The sequence below is a fragment of the Pararhizobium arenae genome (genome assembly GCF_001931685.1).
In the GTDB taxonomy this organism is placed as follows: Bacteria; Pseudomonadota; Alphaproteobacteria; order Rhizobiales; family Rhizobiaceae; genus Pararhizobium; species Pararhizobium arenae.
In genome coordinates, this window is sequence record NZ_MOOY01000001.1 from 492482 (window position 1) to 517741 (window position 25260).

Below are 25260 nucleotides of genomic sequence, written 5' to 3' on the forward strand. Positions count from 1 at the left end.
ATGACGCCATGGCCGAAATTTCAGGACTTGTTCTTCCCTTTTTCGGCTTGATTTTCCTCGGCTACCTGACGGCGAAGTTCGCCCGCAGGCAGGCCGTGGCCAGTCAGTCCGGCGGCACGGATGGCATGGCTTGGCTCAACATCTTCATCATCTATCTCGCCCTGCCGGCTCTGTTCTTCAAATTGCTTTCGAAGACGCCGATCGAGGAGCTGACCCGATTCGACTTCGCGATAACATCCATGGCGAGCACCTACACGGTCTTTGCGCTGATCTTTGCGGCCGGGCTTTTCCTGCGCCGCAACGGTATTGCCGAATCAACCATCCAGGCGCTTGCCGCAGCCTATGGCAACATCGGCTATATGGGGCCAGGCCTTGCGCTGATTGCCTTTGGAGAGAAGGCGGCCGTGCCGGTGGCCCTGATTTTCTGCTTCGAAAACGCGCTGCATTTCATGATGGCGCCGGCCCTGATGGCCGTTGCCGGAGACGGGCGCGGCAGCGCCGGGGAGCTGGCCTTGTCCGTTGGCCGGAAAATCCTGCTGCATCCGTTTATCATATCGACGGTGGTGGGTGTGCTTGCGGCGGCGCTATCCTTCCAGCCGCCGGCGGCGATCCAGCGATTGATCGACTATCTCGCGCAGGCGGCAGCGCCCTGCGCGCTCTTTGCCATGGGCGTCACGCTTGCGCTGCGGCCGCTGAAACGGGTTCCGGTGGAGCTCGGTTACATCGTGCCGGCAAAGCTTATCCTTCATCCGGTGCTGATGTACCTGACCCTTGGCTTCGTCGGCAATTTTGACCCGGTCTGGGTGCAAACGGCCGTGCTTCTGGCGTCACTACCGACAGCCACAAACGTCTTCGTCATCGCCCAGCAATATGGCGTCTGGCAGGAACGGGCATCCGCGACGATTCTCGTCACCACGGTTTTATCTGTCGCGACGGTAACCGTGCTGCTTTACCTCATCGCCTCAGGCACGCTGCCGGCTGATCCGTTCCCGTAAACCATTACCGAAGGCGCGCAATGCGCTGCCTGGATGCAGGCCCTCCCGCATCACGATGCTGCGCAACGGCCCGGTGCTGGCAAGCACCTGCAATCCCGCGGCGCGCAAAAGCTGCGTCGGCAGAAAATCGGAGAGCAGCGAGCGATTGAGCAGATCGACGCTTGCCGTGCGGCTCAGGATGTCGGGGCGGCGCTTCTGATCGTAGCGATTGCCGAAATCCGCGGGCAGGGGATGCCCCTTGGTCTCGCCGAGCAAGGCGATGAGTGTCATGGCGTCGCGAAGGCTGAGGTTGAGCCCCTGTGCCCCTATCGGCGGAAAGGCATGTGCGGCTTCCCCCAGCAACACGACGCGGCCCTTGCCGAAGGCGTGGGCGGTCATGCCGGAAAGCGGGAAAGATTGCGCGCGTCCTTCAACCGTAACCTTGCCCAGCATGGACTGCATCCGGTCTTCGACGGCCCGGGAAAGATCGTCCGGCGAAAGGGCAAGTGTATTTTCCGCGTCCGCCGGCTTCTGGACCCAGACGAGGCTGGAGCGCATGCCCGGCAGTGGAACTTGAGTGAATGGCCCGCTGGCTGTGTGGAACTCCGTTGAGATATTCTGGTGGGGCAGGCTGTGGGAGAAATTCAGGACGATGGCCGTTTGCGGATAGGACCAGCTGCGGACTTCGATGCCCGCGGCATCTCGAACTTTCGAGCGCCGGCCATCGGCGCCGACGACAAGATCGCCAGAAAAAGCAGTGCCATCGCCAAGTGCGAGGATTGCCTTGTCTTCGTTGAAGGACAGGCCTTCAAGGGTTGTTTCCATGCGGCGGATGTTGGCGCGCTTGCGAATTTCGTCGTCAAGCAGCGTCAGGAAGGCGGCGTTTGGAATGTTGTAGCCGAACGCGGAAAGACCGATCTCGCTGGCGTGAAAGGTAACGACAGGGGCACGCAGAAGACGATCCGTCCCATCGACGATGCGCATGGTCGCGAGCGGGGCGGTGTTGGGTTTCAGGGCTTCCCAGAGACCGATATCCCGCACGAAGCCGATGGAATGTTCCATCAGCGCGGTGGTGCGGCCATCGCTGTGGCCCGAGGCCGGCGAGACGAGGGCAACGCTACGGCCCGAATCGGCCAGCGCGATTGCCGAGAGCGAGCCGGCGAGACCGGCGCCCACGACTGCGATATCGACATGTTCCATGGCCAAGCCTCCTCGATGACGTCTTCATTCCGCTTTTAACGGCGGATTGAGGCGAAATAAATGGGCCGCAGTGACGCAACCCTCGCCTCGCGTCCACAGCGGATTGCCGGCCAAGTGTTGATTTTCACTGGCGACCCGGCGCAAAGGGTGCATATTAAGCCGATACCGCCGAAAAAGGCGGCAATGCCGGATCAAGGTTGGGAAGCCTGTATCTGGCATCTGCGGGAGAAGCACAAAAGGACAGGTAGCCGCCGCCGATGAAGTTTTTCAATTACAAGCGCGTGCCCTACGCTGAAATTCGTGCGTTTTCCGTCCATATCCTAACCGCTTCCGGATCGTTCCTGGCCTTCCTCGGCGTGGTCGCTGCTGCAGAGCATCGCTTTGTCGATATGTTTTGGTGGTTGGGGCTCGCGCTTGCGGTTGACGGTATCGATGGCCCGATTGCCCGCAAGGTGCGGGTCAAGGAAGTGCTGCCGAACTGGTCGGGCGATACGCTCGATAATGTCATCGACTACGTGACCTATGTTTTGCTCCCGGCCTTTGCGCTCTATCAGAGCGGCATGATCGGCGAGCCCTGGTCCTTTGTTGCCGCCGGCGCGATCGTGGTTTCCAGTGCCATTTATTATGCCGACATGGGCATGAAGACGGATGAATATTTCTTCTCCGGTTTTCCTGTCGTCTGGAACATGGTTGTTTTTACCCTGTTTGTGATCGATGCCAGCGAAATGGCGGCATCCATCGTCGTCTTCGTTTCGGTCTTTCTGACGTTCCTGCCGATCAATTTTCTGCATCCGGTGCGGGTACAGCGCCTGCGCCCGCTCAATCTGGCGGTCTTTGCCGTCTGGGCCGTGCTGGGCGGGTATGCGCTGCTTCTGCATTTCGATACGCCCGGCTGGGTGGTTGCCGGTGTTGTCGGATCGGGTATCTATTTGTATGTGATTGGATTTATCCTCCAGCTTGTTCCAAGCCTCGGACGGAATTGAGGAGATAGGGTATGGCTCAGGCTATTGTCGTTCGGGCTCTTGGCGGGCCGGATGTCCTGAAGCTTGAAGGCGTAACGCCATCGGCCCCGGGGCCGGGCGAAGTCCAGATTCGCCAGGTCGCGATCGGCGTGAATTTCATCGACGTCTATTTCCGCACCGGCCTCTATAAGTCTGCGGCCATGCCGTTCATTCCGGGCAAGGAAGGTGCCGGCATTGTGACCGCCGTCGGCGATGGCGTGAACGATATGGCGATAGGCGATCGTGTTGCCTATGCGTCCGCCGACGGGGCTTACAGCAGCGAGCGCAACGTCGACGCATCCCAACTCGTGAAAGTGCCGGATGAAATCCCGCTGGAAACGGCGGCAGCGATGATGCTGAAGGGCATGACGGCGCAGTACCTGCTGAATCAGACGTTCAAGGTCGGACCCGAAACGACATTGCTCTTTCATGCGGCCGCTGGTGGTGTCGGCCTGATCGCCGGCCAGTGGGCCAAGGCGCTTGGCGCAACGGTGATCGGAACCGCCGGTTCGCAAGACAAGGTCGATCTTGCGCTCGCCCATGGCTACGATCACGTCATCAACTATCGCACCGAGGATTTCGTCAGCCGCGTCAGGGAGATCACCGGCGGCAAGGGCGTCGATGTCGTTTATGATTCGGTCGGCAAGGATACCTATCCCGCGTCGCTGGATTGCATCCGCCCGCGCGGGCTTTGGGTCTCCTTCGGAAACTCCTCCGGCCCCGTCGATAGTTTTAGCATCGGGGTGCTGGCGCAAAAAGGCTCGCTGTTTGCAACGCGACCGACGCTCTTTGCCTACGTTGCGACCCGGCCGGCTCTGGAGGCATGTGCAAATTCTCTTTTTGATATTGTGCGCAGCAACAAAGTCCGTATCAATATCAACCAGACCTATGCACTGGCGGATGCCGCGCAGGCTCATACGGATCTGGAAGCCAGAAAAACGAGTGGAACGACCTTGCTGATACCCTGATAAGCCGCAAAGGCACGGGAGCAGCATAAGCAAGAAATGAGGGGCGCGTGGCGGGAGAGCAAGAAACCGTCGACGGATCGTTGTTGGCCGTCGACAAGCTGACAAAGGTATTCGGCACCTTCGCAGCCTGCGATCATATCGATCTCGCCATCAGGACCGGTGAAATCCACGCATTGCTTGGAGAGAACGGCGCCGGTAAATCGACACTGGTGAAGATGCTGTTCGGCGTGCTTGCACCGACCAGCGGGCGTATCCTCTGGCAAGGCCAGCCTGTGCGTATCGCAAGTCCCAATGCCGCAAGAAAACTCGGTATCGGAATGGTTTTCCAGCATTTTTCGCTGTTTGAAGCCCTGACCGTCGCCGAAAATATTGCTTTGTCCATGGATCCGGGCGTTTCGCTTGCGAAGATTTCGGATGAGGCGGCGTCGCTGTCTCGTAGTTATGGCTTGCCGCTCGATCCGAAAGCGCATGTCGCCGACCTTTCTGTCGGAGAACGCCAACGCATCGAGATCGTGCGCGCTCTGCTGCAGAACCCGCAATTGATCATTCTCGACGAACCGACATCGGTTCTGACGCCGCAGGAAGCGGACCGTCTTTTCGAGACGCTCGCCAAGCTGAAATCCGAAGGGCGCTCGGTTCTCTATATCAGTCACCGGCTTGAGGAAGTGCAGCGCATCTGCGACCGCGCCACGGTACTGCGGCACGGCAAGGTGACGGGTGCCTGCGATCCGCGGCAGGAGACACCGGCCTCGCTGGCACGCATGATGGTCGGCAGCGACGTTGCGCATGTGTCTGCTGAAGGAACCGGGGTTCGCGGCGATGTGCTGCTGGAAGCGCGCAATCTTTCGGCTGCGGCGAGAACCCCCTTTGCCGTGTCGCTCAAGCATGTCTGCCTGAAGGTTCGCGGCGGCGAGGTGCTGGCGATTGCAGGTGTTGCCGGCAACGGGCAGAGCGAACTTTTCGACGCGCTTTCCGGCGAATATCCGGTTGCCGACGCGAGTGCCATTCAATTGCGCCAGAAGCCTGTCGGCACCCTTGGCATCAACGCCCGGCGGTTGATAGGCAGCGGCTTCGTGCCGGAAGAGCGCCATGGCCATGCAGCGGTATCAGCCCTTCCACTTTCGGACAATCTCGTTTTGGCCCGCAGCGAATCCGACCGCAAGGCGTTTATCGGTGGGGGCAGGCTCGGCATTATCCGGCAGGATGCGGTCAAACGCGCAACCAAACGCATTTGTGAAGTCATGGATGTGCGTAAGAGCGGTGAGGACCCGGCTGCCGGGTCGCTGTCGGGCGGCAATCTGCAAAAATTTATCGTTGGTCGCGAGCTTGATCGGCAGCCTTCCGTGCTCGTCGTCAACCAGCCGACCTGGGGCGTGGACGCGGGGGCTGCGAGCCGCATCCGTCAGGCACTCGTCGATCTCGCGAAATCCGGTTCAGCGGTACTGGTGATCAGCCAGGATCTGGACGAAATCTTCGAGGTCGCCACCGAAATCGCCGTCATCAACGAGGGACGTCTTTCCGATGCCTATCCGGCAAAGGAATTGTCTCGTGAGAAAATAGGGTTGCTGATGGGCGGCATGCATGTCGGCAAGCAGGCGGAGAGCCTTGATGCGCATTGAGCTTGAAAAGCGCCCGAAGGTCTCGGTGCTGTTCTCCATCTTCTCTCCGTTCATAGCGCTGATCCTGACGCTGATTGCCGGGGCCATCATGTTTGCAATGCTCGGCAAGGACCCGGGCTATGCGCTTTACAGCTTTTTCATCGAGCCGCTGATGGAGGTCTGGTCGCTGCATGAACTGGCGATCAAGGCGGGACCGCTGATCCTAATCGCTGTCGGCCTTTCGGTCTGCTACCGCTCCAACAACTGGAATATCGGCGCCGAAGGCCAGTTCATCATGGGCGCGATCGCGGGTTCGATCATTCCGGTCGTCTTTTACGAGTGGCAGTCGCCTTTGGTGCTGCCACTGATGCTGGTCATGGGCATGCTGGGCGGCGCGCTGTTTGCGGGCATTCCGGCCTTTCTCAAGGCCCACATGAATACAAACGAAATCCTGACCAGCCTGATGCTGGTCTATGTCGCACAGCTTTTCCTAGACTGGCTGGTGCGCGGCCCCTGGCGCAATCCGGGCGGTATGAATTTTCCCGAGACGCGCACCTTCGGCGCCGAAGCCATCCTGCCCGAAATGCTGGCCTCCGGTCGCGCCCATTGGGGTTTTGCCTTCGCCATCATCGCGGCGATCCTTGTCTGGCTGATGATGCGCTTTACGCTCAAGGGCTTCGAGATCACCGTTCTTGGCCAATCGGAGCGGGCAGGCCGGTTTGCCGGTTTCTCGTCGCGCAAGATGATCTGGTTTTCGATGCTGCTTTCCGGCGCGCTCGCGGGTCTCGCCGGCATCTCGGAAGTGAGCGGTGCGATCCAGCAACTGCGTCCTGTCATCTCGCCCGGTTACGGTTTTACCGCGATCATCGTTGCCTTTCTCGGCCGTCTGAACCCGCTCGGTATCGTCGCTTCGGGTCTTGTTCTTGCGCTCACCTATCTAGGCGGCGAGGCAGCGCAGCTGTCGCTCGGGGTTTCCGACAAGGTGACACGCGTTTTCCAGGGGCTGCTGCTGTTCTTTGTGCTCTCCTGCGACACGCTGCTCCACTTCAAGATCAGAATGGTCTGGGCTGACCTCAATGATACCGTGAAGGATACGCACTGATGGGTATCGTCGAAGCCATTCTTCTCACTGTCATCACCGCCGCGACCCCGCTCGTGATCGCCGCTCTTGGCGAACTCGTGACCGAGCGGTCCGGCGTGCTCAATCTGGGTGTCGAGGGCATGATGATCATGGGGGCAGCCTGCGCCTTCGTGGCGACGCAGCTCACAGGCTCTCCTTATATCGGCATTCTCGCCGGTATCCTTTCCGGCGCGCTGTTTTCGCTGCTGTTCGGTTTCCTGACCCTGACTCTGGTTGCAAACCAGGTGGCGACAGGTCTTGCCCTAACGATCCTCGGTCTTGGGGTTTCCGGCATGATCGGAGAAGCCTATGTCGGCCAATCCGGCGAGAAACTGCCGCAGATCGTCTTTCCGCTTCTGTCGGATATTCCCTGGCTCGGGCCGTTGCTCTTCAAGCAGGATATGATCTTTTATCTGTCGATCGCGCTGGTGATCGGAGTGAACTGGTTCCTGTTCAAGACCCGCAAGGGCCTGATGCTGCGTTCGGTGGGGGACAGTCATTCGTCGGCCCACGCGCTCGGCATCAACGTTATCCGCACGCGCTATCTGGCCGTGATGTTCGGCGGTGCCTGCGCCGGTCTTGCCGGCGCCCAGCTGTCGCTCGTCTATACGCCGCAATGGGTGGAAAACATGTCCGCCGGTCGCGGATGGATCGCGCTGGCGCTTGTGGTGTTCGCCTCGTGGCGGCCGTGGCGCGTTGTCGTCGGCGGTTATCTTTTCGGCGCGGTCTCCATCAGCCAGCTGCATGCACAGGCGTTCGGCATCGGAATTCCGTCACAGTTCCTTTCCGCTCTTCCCTATCTCGCGACAGTTGCGGTACTGATTATCATCTCGCACAACCGCCGCACGACGCTGATCAACACGCCGGCGTCGCTTGGCAAATCCTTCGTGCCAGATCGGTAAAACAACAAAATTCTTAAAACCAAACCATAGGGGTAAAAATGAAAAAGCTTCTTTTCGCTCTTGCAACGTCTGCAGCCGTCCTCGGCTTCACCGCTGCCGCCAGCGCCCAGGACAAGGCCAAGATCTGCTTCGTCTATGTCGGCTCCAAGACCGACGGCGGCTGGACGCAGGCTCACGACATCGGTCGCCAGGAACTGGAAAAGGCCCTTGGCGACAAGATCGAAACCCAGTTCCTCGAAAACGTTCCGGAAGGTCCGGATGCCGAGCGCGCAATCGAGCGTCTCGCCCGTTCAGGTTGCGGTGTGATTTTCACGACGTCCTTTGGTTTCATGGACGCGACCATCAAGATCGCCGAAAAGTTCCCGGACGTGAAGTTCGAGCATGCGACCGGCTACAAGAGCGCGCCGAACGTCGCAACCTACAACAGCCGCTTCTACGAAGGCCGCTACATTCAGGGCCAGATCGCTGCGAAGATCTCGCAGAAGGGCGAAGCCGGCTACATCGCGTCCTTCCCGATTCCGGAAGTCGTCATGGGCATCAACTCGTTCCTGATTGGTGCGCGTTCGGTCAATCCGGAGTTCAAGATCAAGGTCGTATGGGCCAACACCTGGTTTGACCCCGGCAAGGAAGCCGATGCCGCTAAGGCACTGATCGACCAGGGCGTTGATGTGATCACGCAGCACACCGACACGACGGCGCCGATGCAGGTTGCTGCAGAGCGTGGCATCAAGGCCTTCGGTCAGGCCTCCGACATGATCAAAGCTGGACCGGAAACTCAGCTGACGGCGATCGTCGACACCTGGGGCTCCTACTACATTAAGCGCACCCAGGCTTTCCTCGACGGCAAGTGGGAAACCACATCGAGCTGGGACGGCCTCAAGGATGGCATCCTGACGATGGCGCCCTACACCAACATGCCGGACGACGTGAAGAAGATGGCCGAGGAAACAGAAGCCAAGATCAAGTCCGGCGAGCTGAAGCCGTTTACCGGCCCGCTCAAGAAGCAGGACGGCAGCGAATGGCTGGCCGCTGGCGCATCTGCGGATGACGGCACGCTTCTCGGCATGAACTTCTACGTCGAAGGCGTTGACGATAAGCTGCCGCAGTAACGGCATCTGACTGATTCTAAATATGAAAGGGGCGGCTTACGGCTGCCCCTTTTTTCGTCCTGCTTGCTGCGGTAGTGACGTGAGAAAAATTTCGCGGCGGCCACAAATAGCCGTTTACATAAATCATATAGTATGATTTTTTACCGGTGCTGCTGAGGAGCAGCTTTCTTTGGGAGGAAATCATGAAATTCAAGACTGCACTTGCGAGTGCCACGATCCTTGCTGCCTGCATGTTCGGTTCCGCTTCTGCCGCCGACCTTACGATCGGTTTTTCGCAGATCGGTTCGGAGTCCGGCTGGCGCGCCGCTGAAACCACTCTGACCAAGCAGCAGGCCGAAAAGCGCGGTATCGACCTCAAGTTCGCCGATGCTCAGCAGAAACAGGAAAACCAGATCAAGGCGATCCGTTCGTTCATCGCCCAGGGCGTTGACGCGATCCTGATTGCTCCGGTTGTCGCCACCGGCTGGGATGAAGTCCTGACGGAAGCCAAGGATGCCGAAATCCCGGTCATTCTGCTCGACCGTACCGTCGATTCGTCGAAAGACCTCTACCTGACGGCCGTGACCTCCGACCTGGTCCATGAAGGCAACGTCGCCGGCAAGTGGCTGGTCGATACCGTCGCCGGAAAGCCGTGCAACGTCGTCGAGTTGCAGGGCACCACCGGTTCTTCGCCGGCTATCGACCGCAAAAAGGGTTTTGAAGAAGCTCTGAAAGGTCACGACAACCTGAAGATCATCCGCAGCCAGACCGGTGACTTTACCCGCACCAAGGGCAAGGAAGTCATGGAAAGCTTCCTCAAGGCTGAAGACGGCGGCAAGAACATCTGCGCCCTCTACGCTCACAACGACGATATGGCCGTTGGTGCGATCCAGGCGATCAAGGAAGCTGGCCTGAAGCCGGGTACAGATATTCTCGTCGTCTCGATCGACGCCGTTCCGGATATCTTCCAGGCCATGGCTGCCGGCGAAGCCAATGCGACAGTCGAGCTGACCCCTGACATGGCTGGCCCGGCACTAGATGCGCTCGAAGCTTATCTGAAGGACAAGACGGAGCCGCCGAAGTGGATCCAGACGGAGTCCAAGCTGTACACCCAGGCTGACGATCCGCAGAAGGTCTACGAAGCCAAGAAGGGCCTCGGCTACTGATGTTTGCAATGGAGCGCTGGCTTGCCGGCGCTCCAACCGCAGGCAGTCGGGCCGAACGTCACGTTCGGCCTGATGGTTTACTGTGGTCGATCTCTGGCAATGCCGCCGGATATCTGAGATGGTAAGCAATCATTAACCTAGTGCCTGTTCTCCGGCGTGCCGCGAGCTGCCGGGGCGACCTGTGCCATCGCTGAATCAGAGCGGTCAGCCAGCGGAAGCCGGAATGATGCAAAGCAATGACGAAATTCTCTCTGCCACGGCCATAGTCAAACGATTTCCGGGCGCGATCGCACTGGATCACGTCAATTTCTCGCTCCGCCGCGGCGAGGTCCACGCGCTCCTCGGCGAGAACGGCGCTGGCAAATCCACCCTTATCAAATGCATGACCGGTGCCTACCGACGCGATGAGGGGTCTCTTCGCCTCGACGGTGTCGAAATCGATCCGCGCGATCCGCTAGATGCCCAGTCGCTCGGGATCGGGACGGTCTATCAGGAGGTCAATCTCCTCGGTAACCTCAGCGTTGCCGAAAACCTGTTTCTCGGTCGCCAGCCGCGCCGTTTCGGTCTTGTGAACACCCGCGAGATGAACCGGCAGGCGAGGGCGTTGCTTGCCAACTACGGCATGGACATCAATGTCTCACGCTCGCTCGACAGCTATTCCGTCGCCGTTCAGCAGGTTGTTGCCATTGCCCGCGCGGTCGATCTCTCCGGCAAGGTTCTCATCCTGGACGAGCCAACGGCCAGCCTTGATGCCCAGGAAGTGGAGATGCTGTTTCGCATCGTCCGCGGGCTGAAGGCCAAGGGCTTGGGCGTCGTTTTCATCACACATTTTCTGGAGCAGGTTTACGCCCTTTCGGACAGGATTACGGTGCTGCGCAACGGTCAATTCATTGGCACGCGCGAAACTGCGTCTCTGCCGCGCAAGGATTTGGTGACGATGATGCTCGGTCATGAGCTTGCGGACGCGGAAAAGGAATTGCGGGCTCACCAACCGGATTCTGGCAATGTTCGATTTGAGTTTAACGGCTATGGAAAGGCCGGCAAGATCAAGCCCTTCGATCTTTCGGTTCGTAAGGGGGAGGTGGTCGGCATTGCCGGTCTGCTCGGGTCGGGCCGCACGGAGACGGCGCAACTGCTTTTCGGCGTCGACAAGCCCGATAGCGGTACGGCAACCGTGGCGGGTAAGACCGTCAGTCTGAATTCGCCGCGTGCTGCCATCAATGAAGGTTTCGGGTTCTGCCCCGAGGATCGCAAGATTGAGGGGATCATCGGCGATCTTTCGATCCGCGAAAACATCGCACTTGCGCTTCAGGCGCGACGTGGCTGGGCTCGCCCGCTCTCGAGATCGGAGCAGATTGCGCTTGCCGACCGCTATATCAAGGCACTCGACATTCGCACGACCGATCGGGAGAAACCGATCAAGCTGCTTTCAGGCGGCAATCAGCAAAAGGCCATCCTGGCCCGTTGGTTGGCAACCAATCCGCAATTCCTGATCCTCGACGAACCGACACGCGGCATCGACGTCGGTGCCCATGCCGAAATCATCCGGCTGATCGAAGATTTGTGCGCCCAGGGCATGTCGCTGCTGGTCATTTCCTCCGAGCTTGAGGAACTTGTGGCTTACAGTTCGCGCATTCTTGTCCTGCGAGACCGCGAGCATGTTGCCGAGCTGACCGGCGGCGCCATCACCACCCAGAACATCGTCAATGCAATTGCCGCCAGCGGCAGCGAAAAGGCAGTCCAATGATCGAAAGCGCACAACGGCTTGCGTGGCGGCTGGCGCCGCAGCTGATCGCCCTGATCATCATTCTCATCCTCTGCCGACTGGTTTTCCCGGGTTTCTACTCGATCGAATTCCAGAACGGGCGGCTCTATGGAAGCCTGATCGACGTTTTGAACCGGGGAGCACCCGTCGCGCTGCTTGCCGTCGGCATGACCGTTGTCATCGCCACCAAAGGTATCGATCTCTCGGTCGGGGCCGTGATGGCGATCTGCGGAGCCGTTGCAGCGTCATCCAGCGTGCGTGGCGATCCGCTTGTGTTGACGTTGATACTGACGTTGGGTGTCGGCCTGATCTGCGGGGTCTGGAACGGGTTTCTCGTTTCCGTTCTCAATATCCAGCCGATTGTCGCTACTCTTGTCCTTATGGTGGCAGGGCGGGGGATCGCGCAGCTGATCACCGAAGGGGCGATCCTCACCTTCAACGATCCCGGCCTTATCTTCATCGGCAGCGGCTCGTTTATCGCTCTGCCGATGCCGGTGGTGACGTGGCTGCTGTTTGGCATAGCCGTCGCCGTTCTCCTGCGACTAACCGCGCTCGGGCTTTTGATCGAAGCGGTCGGGATCAACCGGCGTGCAAGCACGCTCTCAGGTATTCGGACGCCGGTTCTGCTGATGGCTGCCTATATGCTTTCGGGCCTCTGTGCTGCGATCGCCGGTATCATCGTGGCGGCCGATATCAAGGGGGCAGATGCCAACAATGCCGGTCTCTGGCTCGAGCTCGATGCCATTCTGGCGGTCGTGGTCGGTGGAACCTCGCTTCTCGGCGGGCGCTTCAGCATCATCGCATCGCTGATCGGCGCCATGATCATTCAGGCGATCAACACCGGCATCCTGCTTTCGGGCTTCCCGCCGGAGTTCAACCTCATCATCAAGGCTGCGATCATCGTCATCATTCTCGTGATCCAGTCACCGAAAGTGCAGGGCGTCATGACCTTCCTGACTGTTAAATCCGCGCGCAAGCGTGACGTGGAGCAAACGGCGCAATGAACCAGAAGTATCTTCCTCTCATCGCCACGATCCTGATCTTCATCGTCTCCTATGCGATGTGCGCGTTACAGTATCCGAACATGCTGTCGACCCGCGTGATCGGCAATCTTTTGACGGACAATGCCTTTCTCGGTATCGCTGCGGTTGGCATGACCTTCGTGATCCTCTCCGGCGGCATTGACCTGTCGATCGGTTCGGTCATCGCCTTCACGGGCATTTTCCTTGCCGTCATGCTGGAGACCACCAGCATTCATCCCTTGCTGGCCTTTGTCCTGGCGCTGCTGATCACGACAGCCTTCGGCGCCATCATGGGCGCGATCATCCACTACCTCGAAATGCCCGCCTTCATCGTTACCCTGGCCGGCATGTTTCTCGCGCGCGGCATGGCGTTCGTCCTGTCGATCGACTCGATCCCGGTGCGACATGAATTCTACGGCACGCTCAAGAGCTTCTATTACAAGCTTCCCGGTGGTGGGCGGATAACGCTGATCGGAGGCCTGATGCTGCTGGTTTTCGCAGTCGGCATCATCATCGCTCAGCGCACCCGCTTCGGCACAAATGTCTATGCGCTCGGTGGCGGGCCGCAGACGGCGGCGCTGATGGGTGTTCCGGTCGCGCGCACAACGATCCTGATCTACGCGCTGTCCGGTTTCCTCGCGGGGCTTTCCGGAATCGTTTATTCCCTTTACACGTCAGCGGGATATTCGCTTGCGACCGTCGGGGTCGAGCTGGATGCCATTGCTGCGGTCGTGATTGGAGGCACGCTGCTGACGGGGGGAGCCGGATTTGTGGGAGGAACACTGATCGGCGTTCTCATTCAGGGGCTTATTCAAACCTACATCACCTTCGACGGCTCTCTGTCGAGCTGGTGGACGAAGATATTGATCGGCGCTTTGCTGTTCGCCTTCATCCTGATGCAGAAGGGAATCCTGTTCGTGTCGCGGCGAGGCAGAAGCTATGCCTGAGGGGGAGTAATTGCGTAAAGGTTTGATGGAGACGGTGATCACGGGCGCCAACGCCCGCACCAGTCACGCCCAGGTGGTCGAGGAACTTGGGAAAGCCATTGTTTCTGGCCAGTTCCCGGTTGGATCGATTTTGCCGGGAGACTCTGAACTGGCGCTTCGCTTCAAGGTTTCCCGCACGGTTCTGCGCGAGGCCATGAAGACACTGGCTGCCAAGGGGTTGATCGTTCCGCGCGCCCGCATCGGTACCCGCGTGACCGACAAGAGCCAGTGGAACCTCTTCGATAACGACATCCTGACCTGGCATTTCAACGGCGGCGTCGGTGAGGAGTTTCTATATCACCTCAGCGAAATACGGCTCGCCTTCGAACCTCATGCTGCTGCGCTTGCCGCGCGCAACGCCTCGGAAACCGAGATCAGCAACATGATGCGGCTTGCTGTGGCGATGGGCGACGAAAGCCACAGCGCCGAAACGCTTGCAGTGGCGGATCTGAAATTCCACATCGCCGTCCTGGAGGCGTCCGGCAATCCCTTCATGCGCACGGTTGGCGGCCTTATCGAGGCGGCACTGGTGGGCGTCTTCAAGCTCAGCTCACCTGTTGAAGACAAAAGCGGTATAGGCGAAATTTCGCGCAACCACATCCGCATCGTCGAGCAGATCAGCCGCCGTGACGAACATGGCGCCCGCGGGGCCATGGAGTTGGTCATTCGCGTCGGTCGCGAGCGGGTGCGGGAAGCCTTCCGGGAAAACGACGGAAAGGCGTGAGCCAGGTGCCTTGTCCCCACCAAAAGATGTTTGGCGTCGATTGCCTGCATCTGGAAACTGTAAATTGCCATTGCCCGGCTTGCCGTTTTTACTCGATCCGCCTATCTGGTGAGACATCGCACGGCGCGACCTTGAGGGGTGCGCTTGGTTTCAACGGTGATCGAGGGCTATGTCCGAACTAATTGTCATTTTCATTCTTTTGTTAATCAATGCATTTTTTGCGCTGTCTGAAATGGCAATCGTATCGGCAAGCCGGCCGCTTCTCCGGCAAATGGCCCGGCAGGGAAATGTCCGCGCGGAGAGGGCGCTGAAGCTCGCCGAGGATCCAGGTAAGTTTCTTTCCACGGTACAGGTCGGCATCACCCTCGTCGGCACGCTTGCCGGCGCCTATGGCGGTGCGACCATCGCAGACAAGCTTGCTCCTGTGTTGAACGAGATCGCCTGGATCAATCCTTATGGCAGCACGGTTGCGGTTGCCGCGGTCGTGACCTTGATCACCTATCTCTCGGTCGTGATCGGCGAGCTCATTCCAAAGCAACTCGCGCTGAAAAATTCCGAGGGCGTGGCGATGTTCGTGTCCGGCCCGATGTCCTTCCTGTCGAAGCTCGCGGCCCCCGTCGTCTATCTGTTCGAATCCTCGGCGGCCATCGTCCTGAAGATTTTTGGCGCCAGCGACGACAGCGATCGGGTGACGGAGGAGGAAGTTCAGGCGATCATGGCCGAAGGTGTCGAAAGCGGCGCCATCGAGAAGTCTGAACACGAAATGCTGCGCAGGATCATCCGGCTGGGCGATCGAAACGTAAAATCGATCATGACGCACCGGACCGAAGTGAGCTTTATCGAGATCGACGACAGCCTGGACGCCATTCGCGCCAAGGTCGCGCAATCTGCCCATTCGCGCTATCCCGTCATGGAGACGGCGACCGGCGAGGTGTTGGGGGCAATTCTCATCAAGGAGGTGCTGAACGCGCAGGTTCGCGGCAATGCCTTCAATGTGCGTGACTTCGTAAGGGACATCCACACGCTGCCGGAGACGGCTTCCTGCCTGAAGGCACTGGAAGCGTTCAAGAGTTCCCGCATCAACATGGCCATGATCGTCGACGAGTACGGCAGTATCGAAGGCATCATCACCATCGCCGACATTCTTGAGGCGATCGTCGGTATCCTGCCGTCGAATTATGACGACATCGAGCATGCTCTGATCCGTCAGCGTGACGACGGTTCTTATCTCGTGGACGGCCGCACGCCGATTGACGAGATCAACCTGACGATCGGTCTCGATGAGATCGATGCGGATGGCAGCTTCGAGACGATCGCTGGTTTTCTGGTTCAGGAACTGCGCAAGACGCCGGAAGAAGGCGACGTCACCGAGGCGCACGGCTATCGCTTCGAGGTCATCGACATGGACGGCCGGAGGATAGACAAAATCCTCGTTTCAAAGGTTGCTGAGAGTGATTAGCGAAGAGCCGTGCAGTGGCGGATTTCGTGTTAATGCCAGAAAGGCCGCGTCGTGATCGACGCGGCCTTTCAGTTATGCATAGAGATCACGGAAAGCTTTAAGCGAGCTTGGCAGCGATCTTTGCGACATGGGCGCCCTGGTAGCGAGCTGCTTCCAGTTCGATTTCCGAAGGCTGGCGGGAGCCGTCGCCGCCGGTGATCGTCGATGCACCATAAGGCGAGCCGCCCTTGACTTCATCAACGCCCATCTGGCCCTGGAAGGCGTAGGGAAGGCCGACGACGACCATGCCGTGGTGCATCAGGGTCGGGATGAAGCCGAGAATAGTGGACTCCTGGCCGCCGTGCTGGGTAGCGGACGAGGTGAAGACCGAGCCGACCTTGCCGACCAGCGCGCCCTTCATCCACAGACCGCCGGTCTGGTCGATGAAGTTGCGCATCTGCGAAGCGACCGTGCCATATCGGGTGCCGGCGCCGAAGATGATGGCGTCGTAGTCTGCCAGTTCATCTGGCTTTGCGATTTCCGCAGCCTGGTCGACCTTGAAATAAGAGGCCTTGGCGACATCTTCCGGTACGAGTTCCGGAACGCGCTTGACGGTGACGTCGGCGCCAGCAGACTTCGCGCCTTCAGCCACGGCATAAGCCATAGTTTCGATGTGGCCGTAAGCCGAGTAGTAAAGGACCAGTACCTTTGCCATTGTGTTCTCCTGTGAAAAGGCTTGTTCGTTCGATTGCCTATGGGCATGCAATCTAGCAATTTGGTGTCGCTCTGCCAGAAGGCAGGCAGGCGACAGACTGTTTGACAATAATTGACAGTGACATTTCGACGATGAACAATCCCATTTTTCCTATGGTGTTTCCATGACCCAGCAGACGATTGTAACCGCGGCCATTCTGGCGATTGGCGATGAACTCCTGTCCGGGAGAACCAAGGATAAGAACATCGGGCATCTTGCTGAATTGCTTACTCTTTCAGGTATTGACCTGAAGGAAGTCCGTATCGTCGCGGATGAAGAGGATGCAATCGTTGCCGCGCTCAATGCGCTGCGGGAAAAATATGATTATGTCTTTACCTCGGGCGGCATCGGTCCAACCCATGACGATATAACGGCAGATGCCGTATCAAAGGCATTTGGCGTGCCGTGCATTCATGAGACCGAAGCGATGAAGCTGCTTGCCGCCATGTACGAGCGGCGTGGCATGGAATTCACGCAAGCCCGTCAACGCATGGCACGCATGCCTGAAGGCGCAACCCACATCCCCAACCCAGTTTCCACGGCACCTGGTTTCACCATTGGCAATGTCTATGTCATGGCCGGCGTGCCCCAGGTTTTCCAGGCCATGGTGGATGCGGTGTTGCCGACGTTGCGCGGCGGAGCCCGCGTGATGTCGCGTTCCGTCACGTCGCCTTACGGTGAAGGCGATATCGGTGGGCCGTTGGGCGAAGTACAGAAGCGCCATCCGGAAACCAGTATCGGTTCCTATCCGAAATTCGACGGGAAATTTTTCTCGACCGAACTCGTCATTCGAGCCCGGGATGAAACCTTGCTTTCAGCGGCCGAAGCCGACGTCATTGCTATGATAGAATCGATAAAATCTGAGAAAGTTAAAGCTGATCCAGCAGCTTAGATGATTTTCCTTAGAATTTCGTTGAGCTCGCCGAGATGGACGATTTCGTGAAATCGCGGATGGTCTTCCGGCTTGTCCGCATGTTCGTAGCTCCAGGTCAGCGCATGGGGCACATAAACGCCCCAGCTTCCGGCTTCTAGAGCCGGCAGGACATCCGATTTCAGGGAGTTGCCAACCATCAGGCTGCGCTCAGGACCATCGCCATGGCGGGAAAAGGCCTTCTCATAGGTTTGCGGTGACTTGTCGCTGACGATCTCGATGCCATGGAAGTAGTCGCCAATCCCGGAGGCTGCGAGCTTGCGCTCCTGGTCGAACAGATCGCCCTTGGTGATCAGCACAAGCCTGTAGTCGTCGTGAAGCGCTGCAAGCGTATCCTGTGCGTGCGGAACCACCTCGACAGGATGCTTCAGCATCTCGCGTCCGGCGTTCAGGATTTCGTGGATGACGCTTGTCGGAATTTCGCCCTGACTGACCTCGATCGCAGTTTCGATCATCGAAAGCGTGAACCCCTTGATGCCGAAGCCGTACAAGGCGAGGTTCCGCTTTTCGGCGGCGAGCAATCGTTCTGAAAGGTGATCCGGTTCAACGTAATCCCTGAGAAGCGCAGCAAACTCCGCCTGGGTCAACTGATAGAAATGCTCGTTCTGCCAGAGCGTATCATCTGCGTCGAAGCCGATGGTGGTGACCTTTTGGAGGGGAAGGTTGCCTGCCATGGTTTTACGGGCCTGACACCGTGAAAGGTTGTTCGACACTCGCGGTCTTCTTGCTATTCGTGTCGTTAAAATGGAACCGCAGGATATAGTCTCCCGCCGGCGCTCCGGTCACGTCGATGGACAGCGTGGCGTAAATTTCCTGGTTGCGGAAATAGCCATTGAAGGTGAAGTTGCCGAAGCCTTTCTGGCTGGCAAGCACTTCGCCCTGCTTATTGAGGATATCGAAATCGACGGTAAAGTTGGTCTGGATTTTTCCCTGCGTCGTCGAGGGTACCCAATTGAGGCCAATCGGCTCGACATAGGAGACGAGCGTTTCACCGGGCTTGAAGATCGACGTATCCTTGGTGTCGTACATAGCGTAGCCGGCGGGCTCACCTCGCACGAAGACGGCTTTTCCGATGGAGAAGGGCAGTTTGACGGAAAAGTCGCTCATGGCGCTTCGCATGGCATCATAGGCGCCGACTGCGTCGCCGGCTTGAGCAAGGCTTTCAGCCTTCGCTGCCGCTTCCGCCAAAGGCCCTGCGTGACCGCTCGCCGCGGAAGTCGCGGCAAGCAAGGATGCAAGCCAGACGGTTCTGAGCTCTTTCAACCTAAACCATCTCATGCCTGCCTCCCAGCCTGTAGCAAGATGGATCATCGGCATTTACCGTTATGAGTCAACCCGATGGCCGGAGTTTCGCAAGGTGTTTAAAAGATGATTGTGAAAATCATATATCTATTGCGGGCGGTAGCCAGAGCGACTGCGGTGTGGCATAGCGGGGCCAGCGAGAACCATGGAAGACCAACCGATGACATTGGATGTTGAAACCGCAACAGAAGCTCTGCGTGGCCTTTTTCCGGCCACACCGCTGCAGCTCAACGAGCATCTCAGCGCGCGCTATGGTGCAAACATCTACCTGAAGCGCGAGGATCTTTCTCCTGTGCGCTCCTACAAGATCCGCGGCGCTTTCAATTTCTTCCGCAAGGTTATTGCTGCGGGGGCTGTTGGAAAGACTTTCGTGTGCGCCTCGGCAGGCAATCATGCACAGGGTTTTGCCTTCGTCTGCCGGCACTTCGGCGTTCCCGGTGTGGTCTTCATGCCGGTCACCACGCCGCAGCAGAAGATCGACAAGACACGCATGTTCGGTGGAGAATTCATCACCATCCGTCTTATCGGCGACTTCTTCGACCAGTGCTATCAGGCTGCCCGCGATCATGTGGACGCGATCGGCGGCGTGATGGTTCCTCCCTTTGATCATCGCGACATCATCGAAGGACAGGCTACCGTGGCCCAGGAAATAATGGAGCAGCTGCCGGAGGGCGTCATGCCGGATCTGGTGATCATGCCTGTCGGCGGCGGCGGCCTTTCTGCTGGCATGACGACGTTCCTCTCTGATCAAGTTGATCCGGAGGGGTTCATTTTCTGCGAGCCCGAGGGTGCTCCAAGCCTGAGGCAAAGCCTCGAAAGCGGGGCGGTCGTTACCTTGGAGCAGGTGGACAATTTCGTCGATGGCGCGGCCGTTGGTCGAATCGGCGATTTGAATTTTCAGATGCTGCAGCGTTTCAAACCGGAGCAGGTGCTTCTCATGCCGGAGAACGCGATCTGCGTCACTATTACCGACATGCTGAACGTGGAGGGCGTCGTCCTTGAGCCTGCCGGTGCTCTCTCGATCACCGCATTGGAAACGCTGGGGGCAGAGGCGTTGCAGGGCAAGACCATCGTCGCGGTCGTCTCGGGCGGCAACTTCGATTTCGAGCGGCTGCCCGATGTCAAGGAGCGCGCAATGCGGCACTCCGGACTGAAGAAATATTTCATCCTCCGCATGGCCCAGCGCCCCGGTGCACTGAAGGATTTTCTGAGCCTGCTTGGGCCGGAAGACGATATCGCTCGCTTTGAGTATCTGAAAAAGTCTGCCCGCAATTTCGGTTCTATCCTGATCGGGATAGAAACGAAAAATCCGCAGAATTTCCCGGCCTTGAAGGCGCGGTTCGATGGCGCCGGATTGCGATATCAGGACATAACCGACAACGAAATCCTCTCTAATCTGGTCGTCTGATTATTAGTTAAAACAGTTAATTAAATCAATTTCCTAATCCATTTTATAATGATTTCAGATAGTGTTTTGGTGGTTGACGGAGAAAGGGCGTCGCCGGCAGGAACGTGCCCGTAAGGGTCGCCTACGTCGCCCGGGTCGATAATGTCTGTCGGTCCACCCCATCTGGAAGCAACCCGCCTTGCCTTGGCCGGATCGATGATCCGGTCCTTGCCGGACACGACGAACAGCGTCGGAATACGGGCCGTCTCGCAGGCAAGCATGCCGGCCTCTTTGACAAGCCTCGCCATCGGTAGCAGCGCATCCACGGGATAGTCGTTCGTCCAGTAGGTCGCGTGAAGCGTGTTGATTGGCTTGAAGCTGCGCAGCCTGCCGAGGAGGAGATGGGCAAGTTGCCTGGCAAACGGACCGGTCAACAGCGGCGCGGCCAGCGCCCGAAGGCCGAAATTCGGCGCGAGAAAGATTGCGGCCTTTATCCGTTTCGCACAGGGATGGTCGCCGGCGAGGATTTCCGCGCAAAGCGTCGCGCCGGTCGAGGTTGCCATGAGGATGATCTGCTCCCCCAGTTGCTCACCGATCGCGATCGCTTCGACGACGTCCGCCCGCCAATCCTCGATCGTCGCTTGCGCCATCGCCTCGCTGCTGCGGCCGTGGCCACTCAGCCGCGTATATAACAGGTTGGCGCCACAAGCTTGGGCGACGATATCGGGAAGCGGGCGCACCTCACCGCTCGAAGCCGAAAAGCCATGGACATAGACTATGCAGACATCGGTCTTACGGCGGGAAACCGGGTCTGACCAGACGATCTGCTTTGCAAGACCGGGACGGATATCGGGAACACTGGCCTCTTTGGAAGCGAGCCAGTTTTAAAGGTCTTTGCCATTCGTGATGTGGGCGGGCATCGCGAGATGCGAGTTTATCGGCAACGGGCTGCTCCGGTGGATGGTTGAAACTTAAGCTTTCACAGCTTCGGGCGCCATGCTAGGTCTCTCATATGGCATCATTTTTCTCAAAATTATTTGGTCTGTCCGGCGGCTCCTCCGAAAAGCCGGCGGGCGGCGGCGCAGCGAAAACAGAAACGTATGCGGATTGCCTGATCAAGGCGTTGCCGATGCGTGAGGGATCGCAGTTCCGGCTGGCCGGCTCGATCGAGAAGACGATCGATGGAGAGGTACGTGTGCGCAATTTCATCCGTGCCGATCTCTTCACCTCGGAGCAGGATGCGATCGATGCGACGTTGCGCAAAGCGCATCAGATTATCGATCAGAACGGGCCGTCGCTGTTCTCGGACGGGGCAGAGCCTCGCCAGGTCTAGGGATAACGCGTCGGCTTTTCCCTAAACAATTCTTTAAATTTGCCACCTATGCTCGCGCCAGAACCGACGCCGAGCATTCAGATGGCAGACATATTCCTTTTCTTCTGTGAAGGGCTTCTCTATGTGGCCGTGATGGTGGCGCTGCTTCATTTGCGCCACTTGATCGGCCTTGGCGTCTTCGTGGCTGCGCTCGGCGTGCTGCATTTCATCGAGACCTATCTGGCCGCCGTCATTTACGTCCAGGTGCCCGTGGGCTTCATCTCGCCCGGCTCGGTCGTGCTTTTCTCCGGCAAGCTCATGATGATCCTGCTTCTCTATGTGAAAGAGGACGCTGCAACCGTTCGCCAGCCCATCTACGGCCTGCTTGCGGGCAACTTCCTGACTGTGGCGTTCGGTTTGTTGTTGCAACAGCATGTTGGCCTGATGACCGCCGGACACCGCGCCGCTGATTTTGCGTTCATCGATGAAATCGGCTGGCTGATGATTTGGGGGACGCTTCTCCTTTACCTGGACTCGATCCTGATCATCCTGATGTATGAGAAGATCGGCCGGTATCTGCGTGGCGCGCCCGGCATCCGTTTCTTCATTTGTGGCGCAACCGTGCTGACATTTGATCAGGCTGGCTTCTATCTGGCCCTCTATCTGATGAACGGCGCTCCGGCGGCGGTCTTCTGGGGCGGCTGGATTGCGAAGATGGTGGCGGCGCTGTTCTACGCGGTAACCCTGGGTGGCTACCTGCATTTTCTCCGCTTCGCGCCGGTCAACGATCCGGACCGCAAGCTCGGCGACATCTTCAATACACTCACCTTCCGAGAACGTTATGAGGACCTGCTTTCACGCTCGGGACGCGATACGTTGACGGGTGTGCTTGACCGAAGCCGCTTCGAACTCATGGCGCCGCGCCTGGTACGCAACGCGATCACATCCGGCAACAACGTCAGCCTGATGATGATCGATGCCGATCACTTCAAGAACATCAACGACCGCTTCGGTCATTTGGAGGGCGATCAGGTTCTGAAGTCGATTGCCAGCGCGCTCAGTCTCGGACTGCGCCAGACGGATCACCTGTTCCGCTATGGCGGGGAGGAGTTCGTCGTCGTCTGCGAAGGGCTCGATCCGATCCATGCGACCTCGCGCGCAAACGATATCCTGCAGTTGGTAACAGGCAGCGTGCTCACCCCGGACCACATGCCGGTGACCATCAGCATCGGCGTCGCTGGAACGCCGGGGGATGGCGAGACCGTAAACGCGTTGCTGTCCGCCGCGGACGAGCGCCTTTACCGCGCCAAGAAACAGGGCCGCAACTGCGTGGTCGGGACGGTCGGTCCCTGAACCTATATCCCCACGTTCGGCCGGTCGATGATTTCACGCAGGGAAAAGCTCGAGTTGATTTTCACCACATGCGGCAGGGCTGAGAGCCAGTCGCGGTGAATGCGCTCGTAATCTTCCAGATCCTTGGCGGCCACCCGGAGAATATAATCGTATTCGCCCGACATCAGGTAGCACACGAGAACGTTGGGGCAGAGTTTTACCGCAGCCTCGAATTCGGTCAGTGTTTTTGCGAACTGACCGGAAAGCGATATGTGGACGATCACCATGATGCGATAGTCGAGCGCCTTGTGTGATAGCCGCGCGTGATAGCCGCTAATCACGCCGTTTTTTTCAAGGATATCGACCCGCCGCGAACATGCGGATGCGGACAGGCCCACCCGCTCTGCCAGTTCGGCATTGGCGATGCGCCCGTTCTGCTGCAGAATCCTGAGTATCGCAGCATCTATGGCATCCATTGCAGGCATTCGAATATCCTTCGACATATGACAGTGATTTCCAGGTTTTCTTCGAAAGACTATCGCCGACGACCCGCATTTTGCAAGGACATGCCGCCCCATTCCTGATTGGCTGGAGTCAGCAAAAACCAACGAGGAGAGGAGCGCTTGATGCGTGTCGGTTGTCCGAAGGAAATCAAAAACCATGAATACCGCGTGGGTCTGACGCCCGGAGCGGTGAGGGAATATGTGGCGCACGGCCACGAGGTTCATATCGAAACCAAGGCAGGCGCCGGTATCGGCGCAGAAGATGATGCCTACCGCGCGGCCGGTGCGAAAATCGTTGGTACGGCGCGCGAAATTTTCGAAAAATGCGACATGGTCGTCAAGGTCAAGGAGCCGCAACCGGGCGAGTGGGTGCAGCTTCGGGACGGGCAGATACTCTACACCTACCTGCATCTCGCGCCGGATCCGGAACAGACCAAGGGGCTGCTCCAGTCCGGCGTCACCGCGATCGCCTATGAAACCGTCACGGACGAACGGGGCGGGCTGCCGCTGCTGGCGCCGATGTCGGAGGTCGCAGGCCGCCTTGCGATACAGGCCGGGGCCACGGCCTTGCAAAAGGCCAACGGAGGCCGCGGCATTCTGCTTGGGGGCGTGCCCGGCGTCCTTCCGGCGAAGGTCGCCGTGATAGGCGGTGGCGTGGTGGGGCTCCATGCCGCACGCATGGCAGCTGGGCTCGGTGCGGATGTGACAATCCTTGACCGTTCCATCCCTCGTCTGCGCCAGCTGGATGACATCTTTGGCGGGCGTGTTCACACCCGTTACTCGACAATCGAGGCGCTGGATGAAGAGGTGTTCACCGCCGATCTGGTTATCGGCGCGGTCCTGATACCGGGTGCCGCCGCGCCCAAACTCGTCAGCCGCGAGATGCTATCGGGCATGAAAAAAGGCGCCGTGCTTGTGGACGTCGCCATCGATCAGGGCGGCTGTTTCGAGACCTCCCATGCGACGACGCATTCCGAGCCGACCTACGAAGTAGATGGTATCGTTCATTATTGCGTGGCCAATATGCCTGGCGCCGTTCCGATCACCTCGACGCAGGCGCTGAACAATGCGACCTTGCAATATGGTTTGAAGCTCGCCGACCGAGGCGTGGCCGCGATCGCGGAAGACAAGCATTTGCGGGCCGGCCTCAACGTCCACAGGGGCCGCATCACCAATGCCGCTGTTGCCGAAGCGCTGGGATATGAAAACCACGCGCCGGAAGCCCTATTGAAAACGGCCTGATGGAGCCGGAGTGAGCCCCTTGCGGGCTCACTCCCTGTCTATACGGCATTGAAAACAATTGTTGCGCGCCGAGCGCACATGAACATAGGCGATGTCGGCACGCTTTAGGAGTTCGGTTGCGCGCTCCTCGATCTTGTCGACATCCGTTACCGCGCCGGTACCGTAGACGATGCGGTTTGCCTCGTCATATCCGCGCAGAAGATAATCCCGGCTGGTTTTCAGTATGGGAGGGGGCGACGCCCCGTCATAGACTTCGCATTCTTCGGCATGCAGGAAGATCGGTCCTGTTTCGGCATAGGGCTGTACCGCCGGAAAAGGCCTGTAGGCCAGGATCAGGTAGGGGTGGCCATCCTCTATGTTTCCAAGGCAATGCCTGCAAGGCATGCCCTGACCGTCGGAAACGTGCCGTTCTGGTGGCATGCCATAGGCGTCCAAACCGCCGCCACGAAGACGGGCGGCTTCATCGCTTGGAACGGGTGTATATCGCAGCATATCGTCCTCCTTGCTCGGGAGGACAGGGATCGCATGGAGTATTCTCGCGCGAC

Annotated in this window: 25 protein-coding genes; 18 read left to right on the top strand and 7 right to left on the bottom strand. The window is 58.7% G+C overall.

Annotated features, from left to right (window positions below; translation table 11 throughout):
* Positions 1–8 precede the first annotated feature (8 nt).
* Positions 9–995: an AEC family transporter gene (locus BLX89_RS02460; protein ID WP_075289034.1), complete on the top strand. Its 987-nt coding sequence runs from the start codon at positions 9–11 to the stop codon at positions 993–995.
* Here BLX89_RS02460 and BLX89_RS02465 read toward each other — a convergent pair.
* Positions 963–2174, bottom strand: coding sequence for a UbiH/UbiF family hydroxylase (locus tag BLX89_RS02465; protein ID WP_075289035.1), 1212 nt, complete (start codon positions 2172–2174; stop codon positions 963–965). The two genes, BLX89_RS02460 and BLX89_RS02465, sit on opposite strands and share 33 nt — an antisense overlap.
* A gap of 257 nt (positions 2175–2431) precedes the next feature.
* Here BLX89_RS02465 and pcsA point away from each other — a divergent pair, with 257 nt between their 5' ends.
* The 12 genes from pcsA to BLX89_RS02525 all read left to right on the top strand — a co-directional run bounded on the left by pcsA (position 2432) and on the right by BLX89_RS02525 (position 15973).
* Entirely contained in the window at positions 2432–3157 is a 726-nt protein-coding gene (pcsA, locus tag BLX89_RS02470; protein ID WP_075289036.1) for a phosphatidylcholine synthase, read from the top strand.
* Between the two features lie 11 nt (positions 3158–3168).
* Positions 3169–4143, top strand: a complete 975-nt coding sequence (locus BLX89_RS02475; protein WP_075289037.1) for a quinone oxidoreductase family protein — start codon at positions 3169–3171, stop codon at positions 4141–4143.
* A gap of 47 nt (positions 4144–4190) precedes the next feature.
* Complete coding sequence (locus BLX89_RS02480; RefSeq protein WP_075289038.1) at positions 4191–5762, top strand: ABC transporter ATP-binding protein; 1572 nt, start codon at positions 4191–4193, stop codon at positions 5760–5762.
* Positions 5752–6843, top strand: coding sequence for an ABC transporter permease (locus tag BLX89_RS02485; RefSeq protein WP_075289039.1), 1092 nt, complete (start codon positions 5752–5754; stop codon positions 6841–6843). The genes BLX89_RS02480 and BLX89_RS02485 overlap by 11 nt, the downstream gene beginning before the upstream one ends.
* Entirely contained in the window at positions 6843–7763 is a 921-nt protein-coding gene (locus BLX89_RS02490) for an ABC transporter permease (RefSeq protein ID WP_075289040.1), read from the top strand. The genes BLX89_RS02485 and BLX89_RS02490 overlap by 1 nt, the downstream gene beginning before the upstream one ends.
* 38 nt (positions 7764–7801) lie before the next feature.
* A complete protein-coding gene (locus BLX89_RS02495; RefSeq protein ID WP_075289041.1) occupies positions 7802–8872 on the top strand; it encodes a BMP family ABC transporter substrate-binding protein in 1071 nt (356 codons plus the stop codon).
* A 182-nt stretch (positions 8873–9054) separates the two neighbouring features.
* Entirely contained in the window at positions 9055–10017 is a 963-nt protein-coding gene (gene ytfQ / locus BLX89_RS02500; protein ID WP_075289042.1) for a galactofuranose ABC transporter, galactofuranose-binding protein YtfQ, read from the top strand.
* A gap of 223 nt (positions 10018–10240) precedes the next feature.
* Positions 10241–11764, top strand: coding sequence for a galactofuranose ABC transporter, ATP-binding protein YtfR (gene ytfR / locus BLX89_RS02505; RefSeq protein ID WP_075289043.1), 1524 nt, complete (start codon positions 10241–10243; stop codon positions 11762–11764).
* On the top strand, positions 11761–12786 hold the full coding sequence (locus BLX89_RS02510) for an ABC transporter permease (RefSeq protein ID WP_075289044.1): 1026 nt from the start codon (positions 11761–11763) through the stop codon (positions 12784–12786). The genes ytfR and BLX89_RS02510 overlap by 4 nt, the downstream gene beginning before the upstream one ends.
* Positions 12783–13751, top strand: a complete 969-nt coding sequence (yjfF, locus tag BLX89_RS02515) for a galactofuranose ABC transporter, permease protein YjfF (protein WP_075289045.1) — start codon at positions 12783–12785, stop codon at positions 13749–13751. The genes BLX89_RS02510 and yjfF overlap by 4 nt, the downstream gene beginning before the upstream one ends.
* Before the next feature lie 25 nt (positions 13752–13776).
* Entirely contained in the window at positions 13777–14514 is a 738-nt protein-coding gene (locus BLX89_RS02520) for a FadR/GntR family transcriptional regulator (RefSeq protein WP_075289046.1), read from the top strand.
* 169 nt (positions 14515–14683) lie between these two features.
* Positions 14684–15973 carry a hemolysin family protein gene (locus tag BLX89_RS02525; protein WP_075289047.1) on the top strand — a complete coding sequence of 430 codons (1290 nt, stop codon included), beginning with the start codon at positions 14684–14686 and terminating at the stop codon, positions 15971–15973.
* A 97-nt stretch (positions 15974–16070) separates the two neighbouring features.
* Here the strand turns inward: BLX89_RS02525 and wrbA are convergent, their stop codons facing one another.
* Positions 16071–16667 carry an NAD(P)H:quinone oxidoreductase type IV gene (wrbA, locus tag BLX89_RS02530; protein ID WP_075289048.1) on the bottom strand — a complete coding sequence of 199 codons (597 nt, stop codon included), beginning with the start codon at positions 16665–16667 and terminating at the stop codon, positions 16071–16073.
* Between the two features lie 163 nt (positions 16668–16830).
* On the opposite strand from wrbA, the gene BLX89_RS02535 reads away from it, so the two are divergent.
* The gene (locus tag BLX89_RS02535) at positions 16831–17598 is read left to right on the top strand and encodes a competence/damage-inducible protein A (protein ID WP_075289049.1); all 768 of its coding nucleotides are present in this window, start codon (positions 16831–16833) and stop codon (positions 17596–17598) included.
* On the opposite strand, the gene BLX89_RS02540 is transcribed toward BLX89_RS02535, so the two are convergent.
* The gene (locus BLX89_RS02540) at positions 17595–18311 is read right to left on the bottom strand and encodes an HAD family hydrolase (protein ID WP_075289050.1); all 717 of its coding nucleotides are present in this window, start codon (positions 18309–18311) and stop codon (positions 17595–17597) included. The genes BLX89_RS02535 and BLX89_RS02540 overlap by 4 nt on opposite strands.
* A gap of 4 nt (positions 18312–18315) precedes the next feature.
* A complete protein-coding gene (locus BLX89_RS02545) occupies positions 18316–18915 on the bottom strand; it encodes a hypothetical protein (protein WP_075289248.1) in 600 nt (199 codons plus the stop codon).
* A 184-nt stretch (positions 18916–19099) separates the two neighbouring features.
* Between BLX89_RS02545 and ilvA the strand changes: the two genes are divergently transcribed.
* Complete coding sequence (ilvA, locus tag BLX89_RS02550) at positions 19100–20347, top strand: threonine ammonia-lyase (protein WP_075289051.1); 1248 nt, start codon at positions 19100–19102, stop codon at positions 20345–20347.
* Between the two features lie 20 nt (positions 20348–20367).
* Here ilvA and BLX89_RS02555 read toward each other — a convergent pair whose 3' ends face one another.
* Positions 20368–21174 carry an alpha/beta fold hydrolase gene (locus BLX89_RS02555; protein WP_083637302.1) on the bottom strand — a complete coding sequence of 269 codons (807 nt, stop codon included), beginning with the start codon at positions 21172–21174 and terminating at the stop codon, positions 20368–20370.
* Between the two features lie 164 nt (positions 21175–21338).
* On the opposite strand from BLX89_RS02555, the gene BLX89_RS02560 reads away from it, so the two are divergent.
* Entirely contained in the window at positions 21339–21659 is a 321-nt protein-coding gene (locus BLX89_RS02560) for an HlyU family transcriptional regulator (RefSeq protein ID WP_075289052.1), read from the top strand.
* Between the two features lie 75 nt (positions 21660–21734).
* Positions 21735–22991 carry a GGDEF domain-containing protein gene (locus BLX89_RS02565; RefSeq protein WP_075289249.1) on the top strand — a complete coding sequence of 419 codons (1257 nt, stop codon included), beginning with the start codon at positions 21735–21737 and terminating at the stop codon, positions 22989–22991.
* 2 nt (positions 22992–22993) lie between these two features.
* Here BLX89_RS02565 and BLX89_RS02570 read toward each other — a convergent pair whose 3' ends face one another.
* Positions 22994–23455 (bottom strand): Lrp/AsnC family transcriptional regulator, encoded by a 462-nt coding sequence (locus BLX89_RS02570; protein WP_075289250.1) that lies wholly within the window; start codon positions 23453–23455, stop codon positions 22994–22996.
* A 141-nt stretch (positions 23456–23596) separates the two neighbouring features.
* Here BLX89_RS02570 and ald point away from each other — a divergent pair, with 141 nt between their 5' ends.
* Entirely contained in the window at positions 23597–24715 is a 1119-nt protein-coding gene (gene ald / locus BLX89_RS02575) for an alanine dehydrogenase (protein WP_075289053.1), read from the top strand.
* Between the two features lie 27 nt (positions 24716–24742).
* On the opposite strand, the gene BLX89_RS02580 is transcribed toward ald, so the two are convergent.
* Positions 24743–25207: a DUF1203 domain-containing protein gene (locus BLX89_RS02580; protein ID WP_075289054.1), complete on the bottom strand. Its 465-nt coding sequence runs from the start codon at positions 25205–25207 to the stop codon at positions 24743–24745.
* Positions 25208–25260 lie beyond the last annotated feature (53 nt).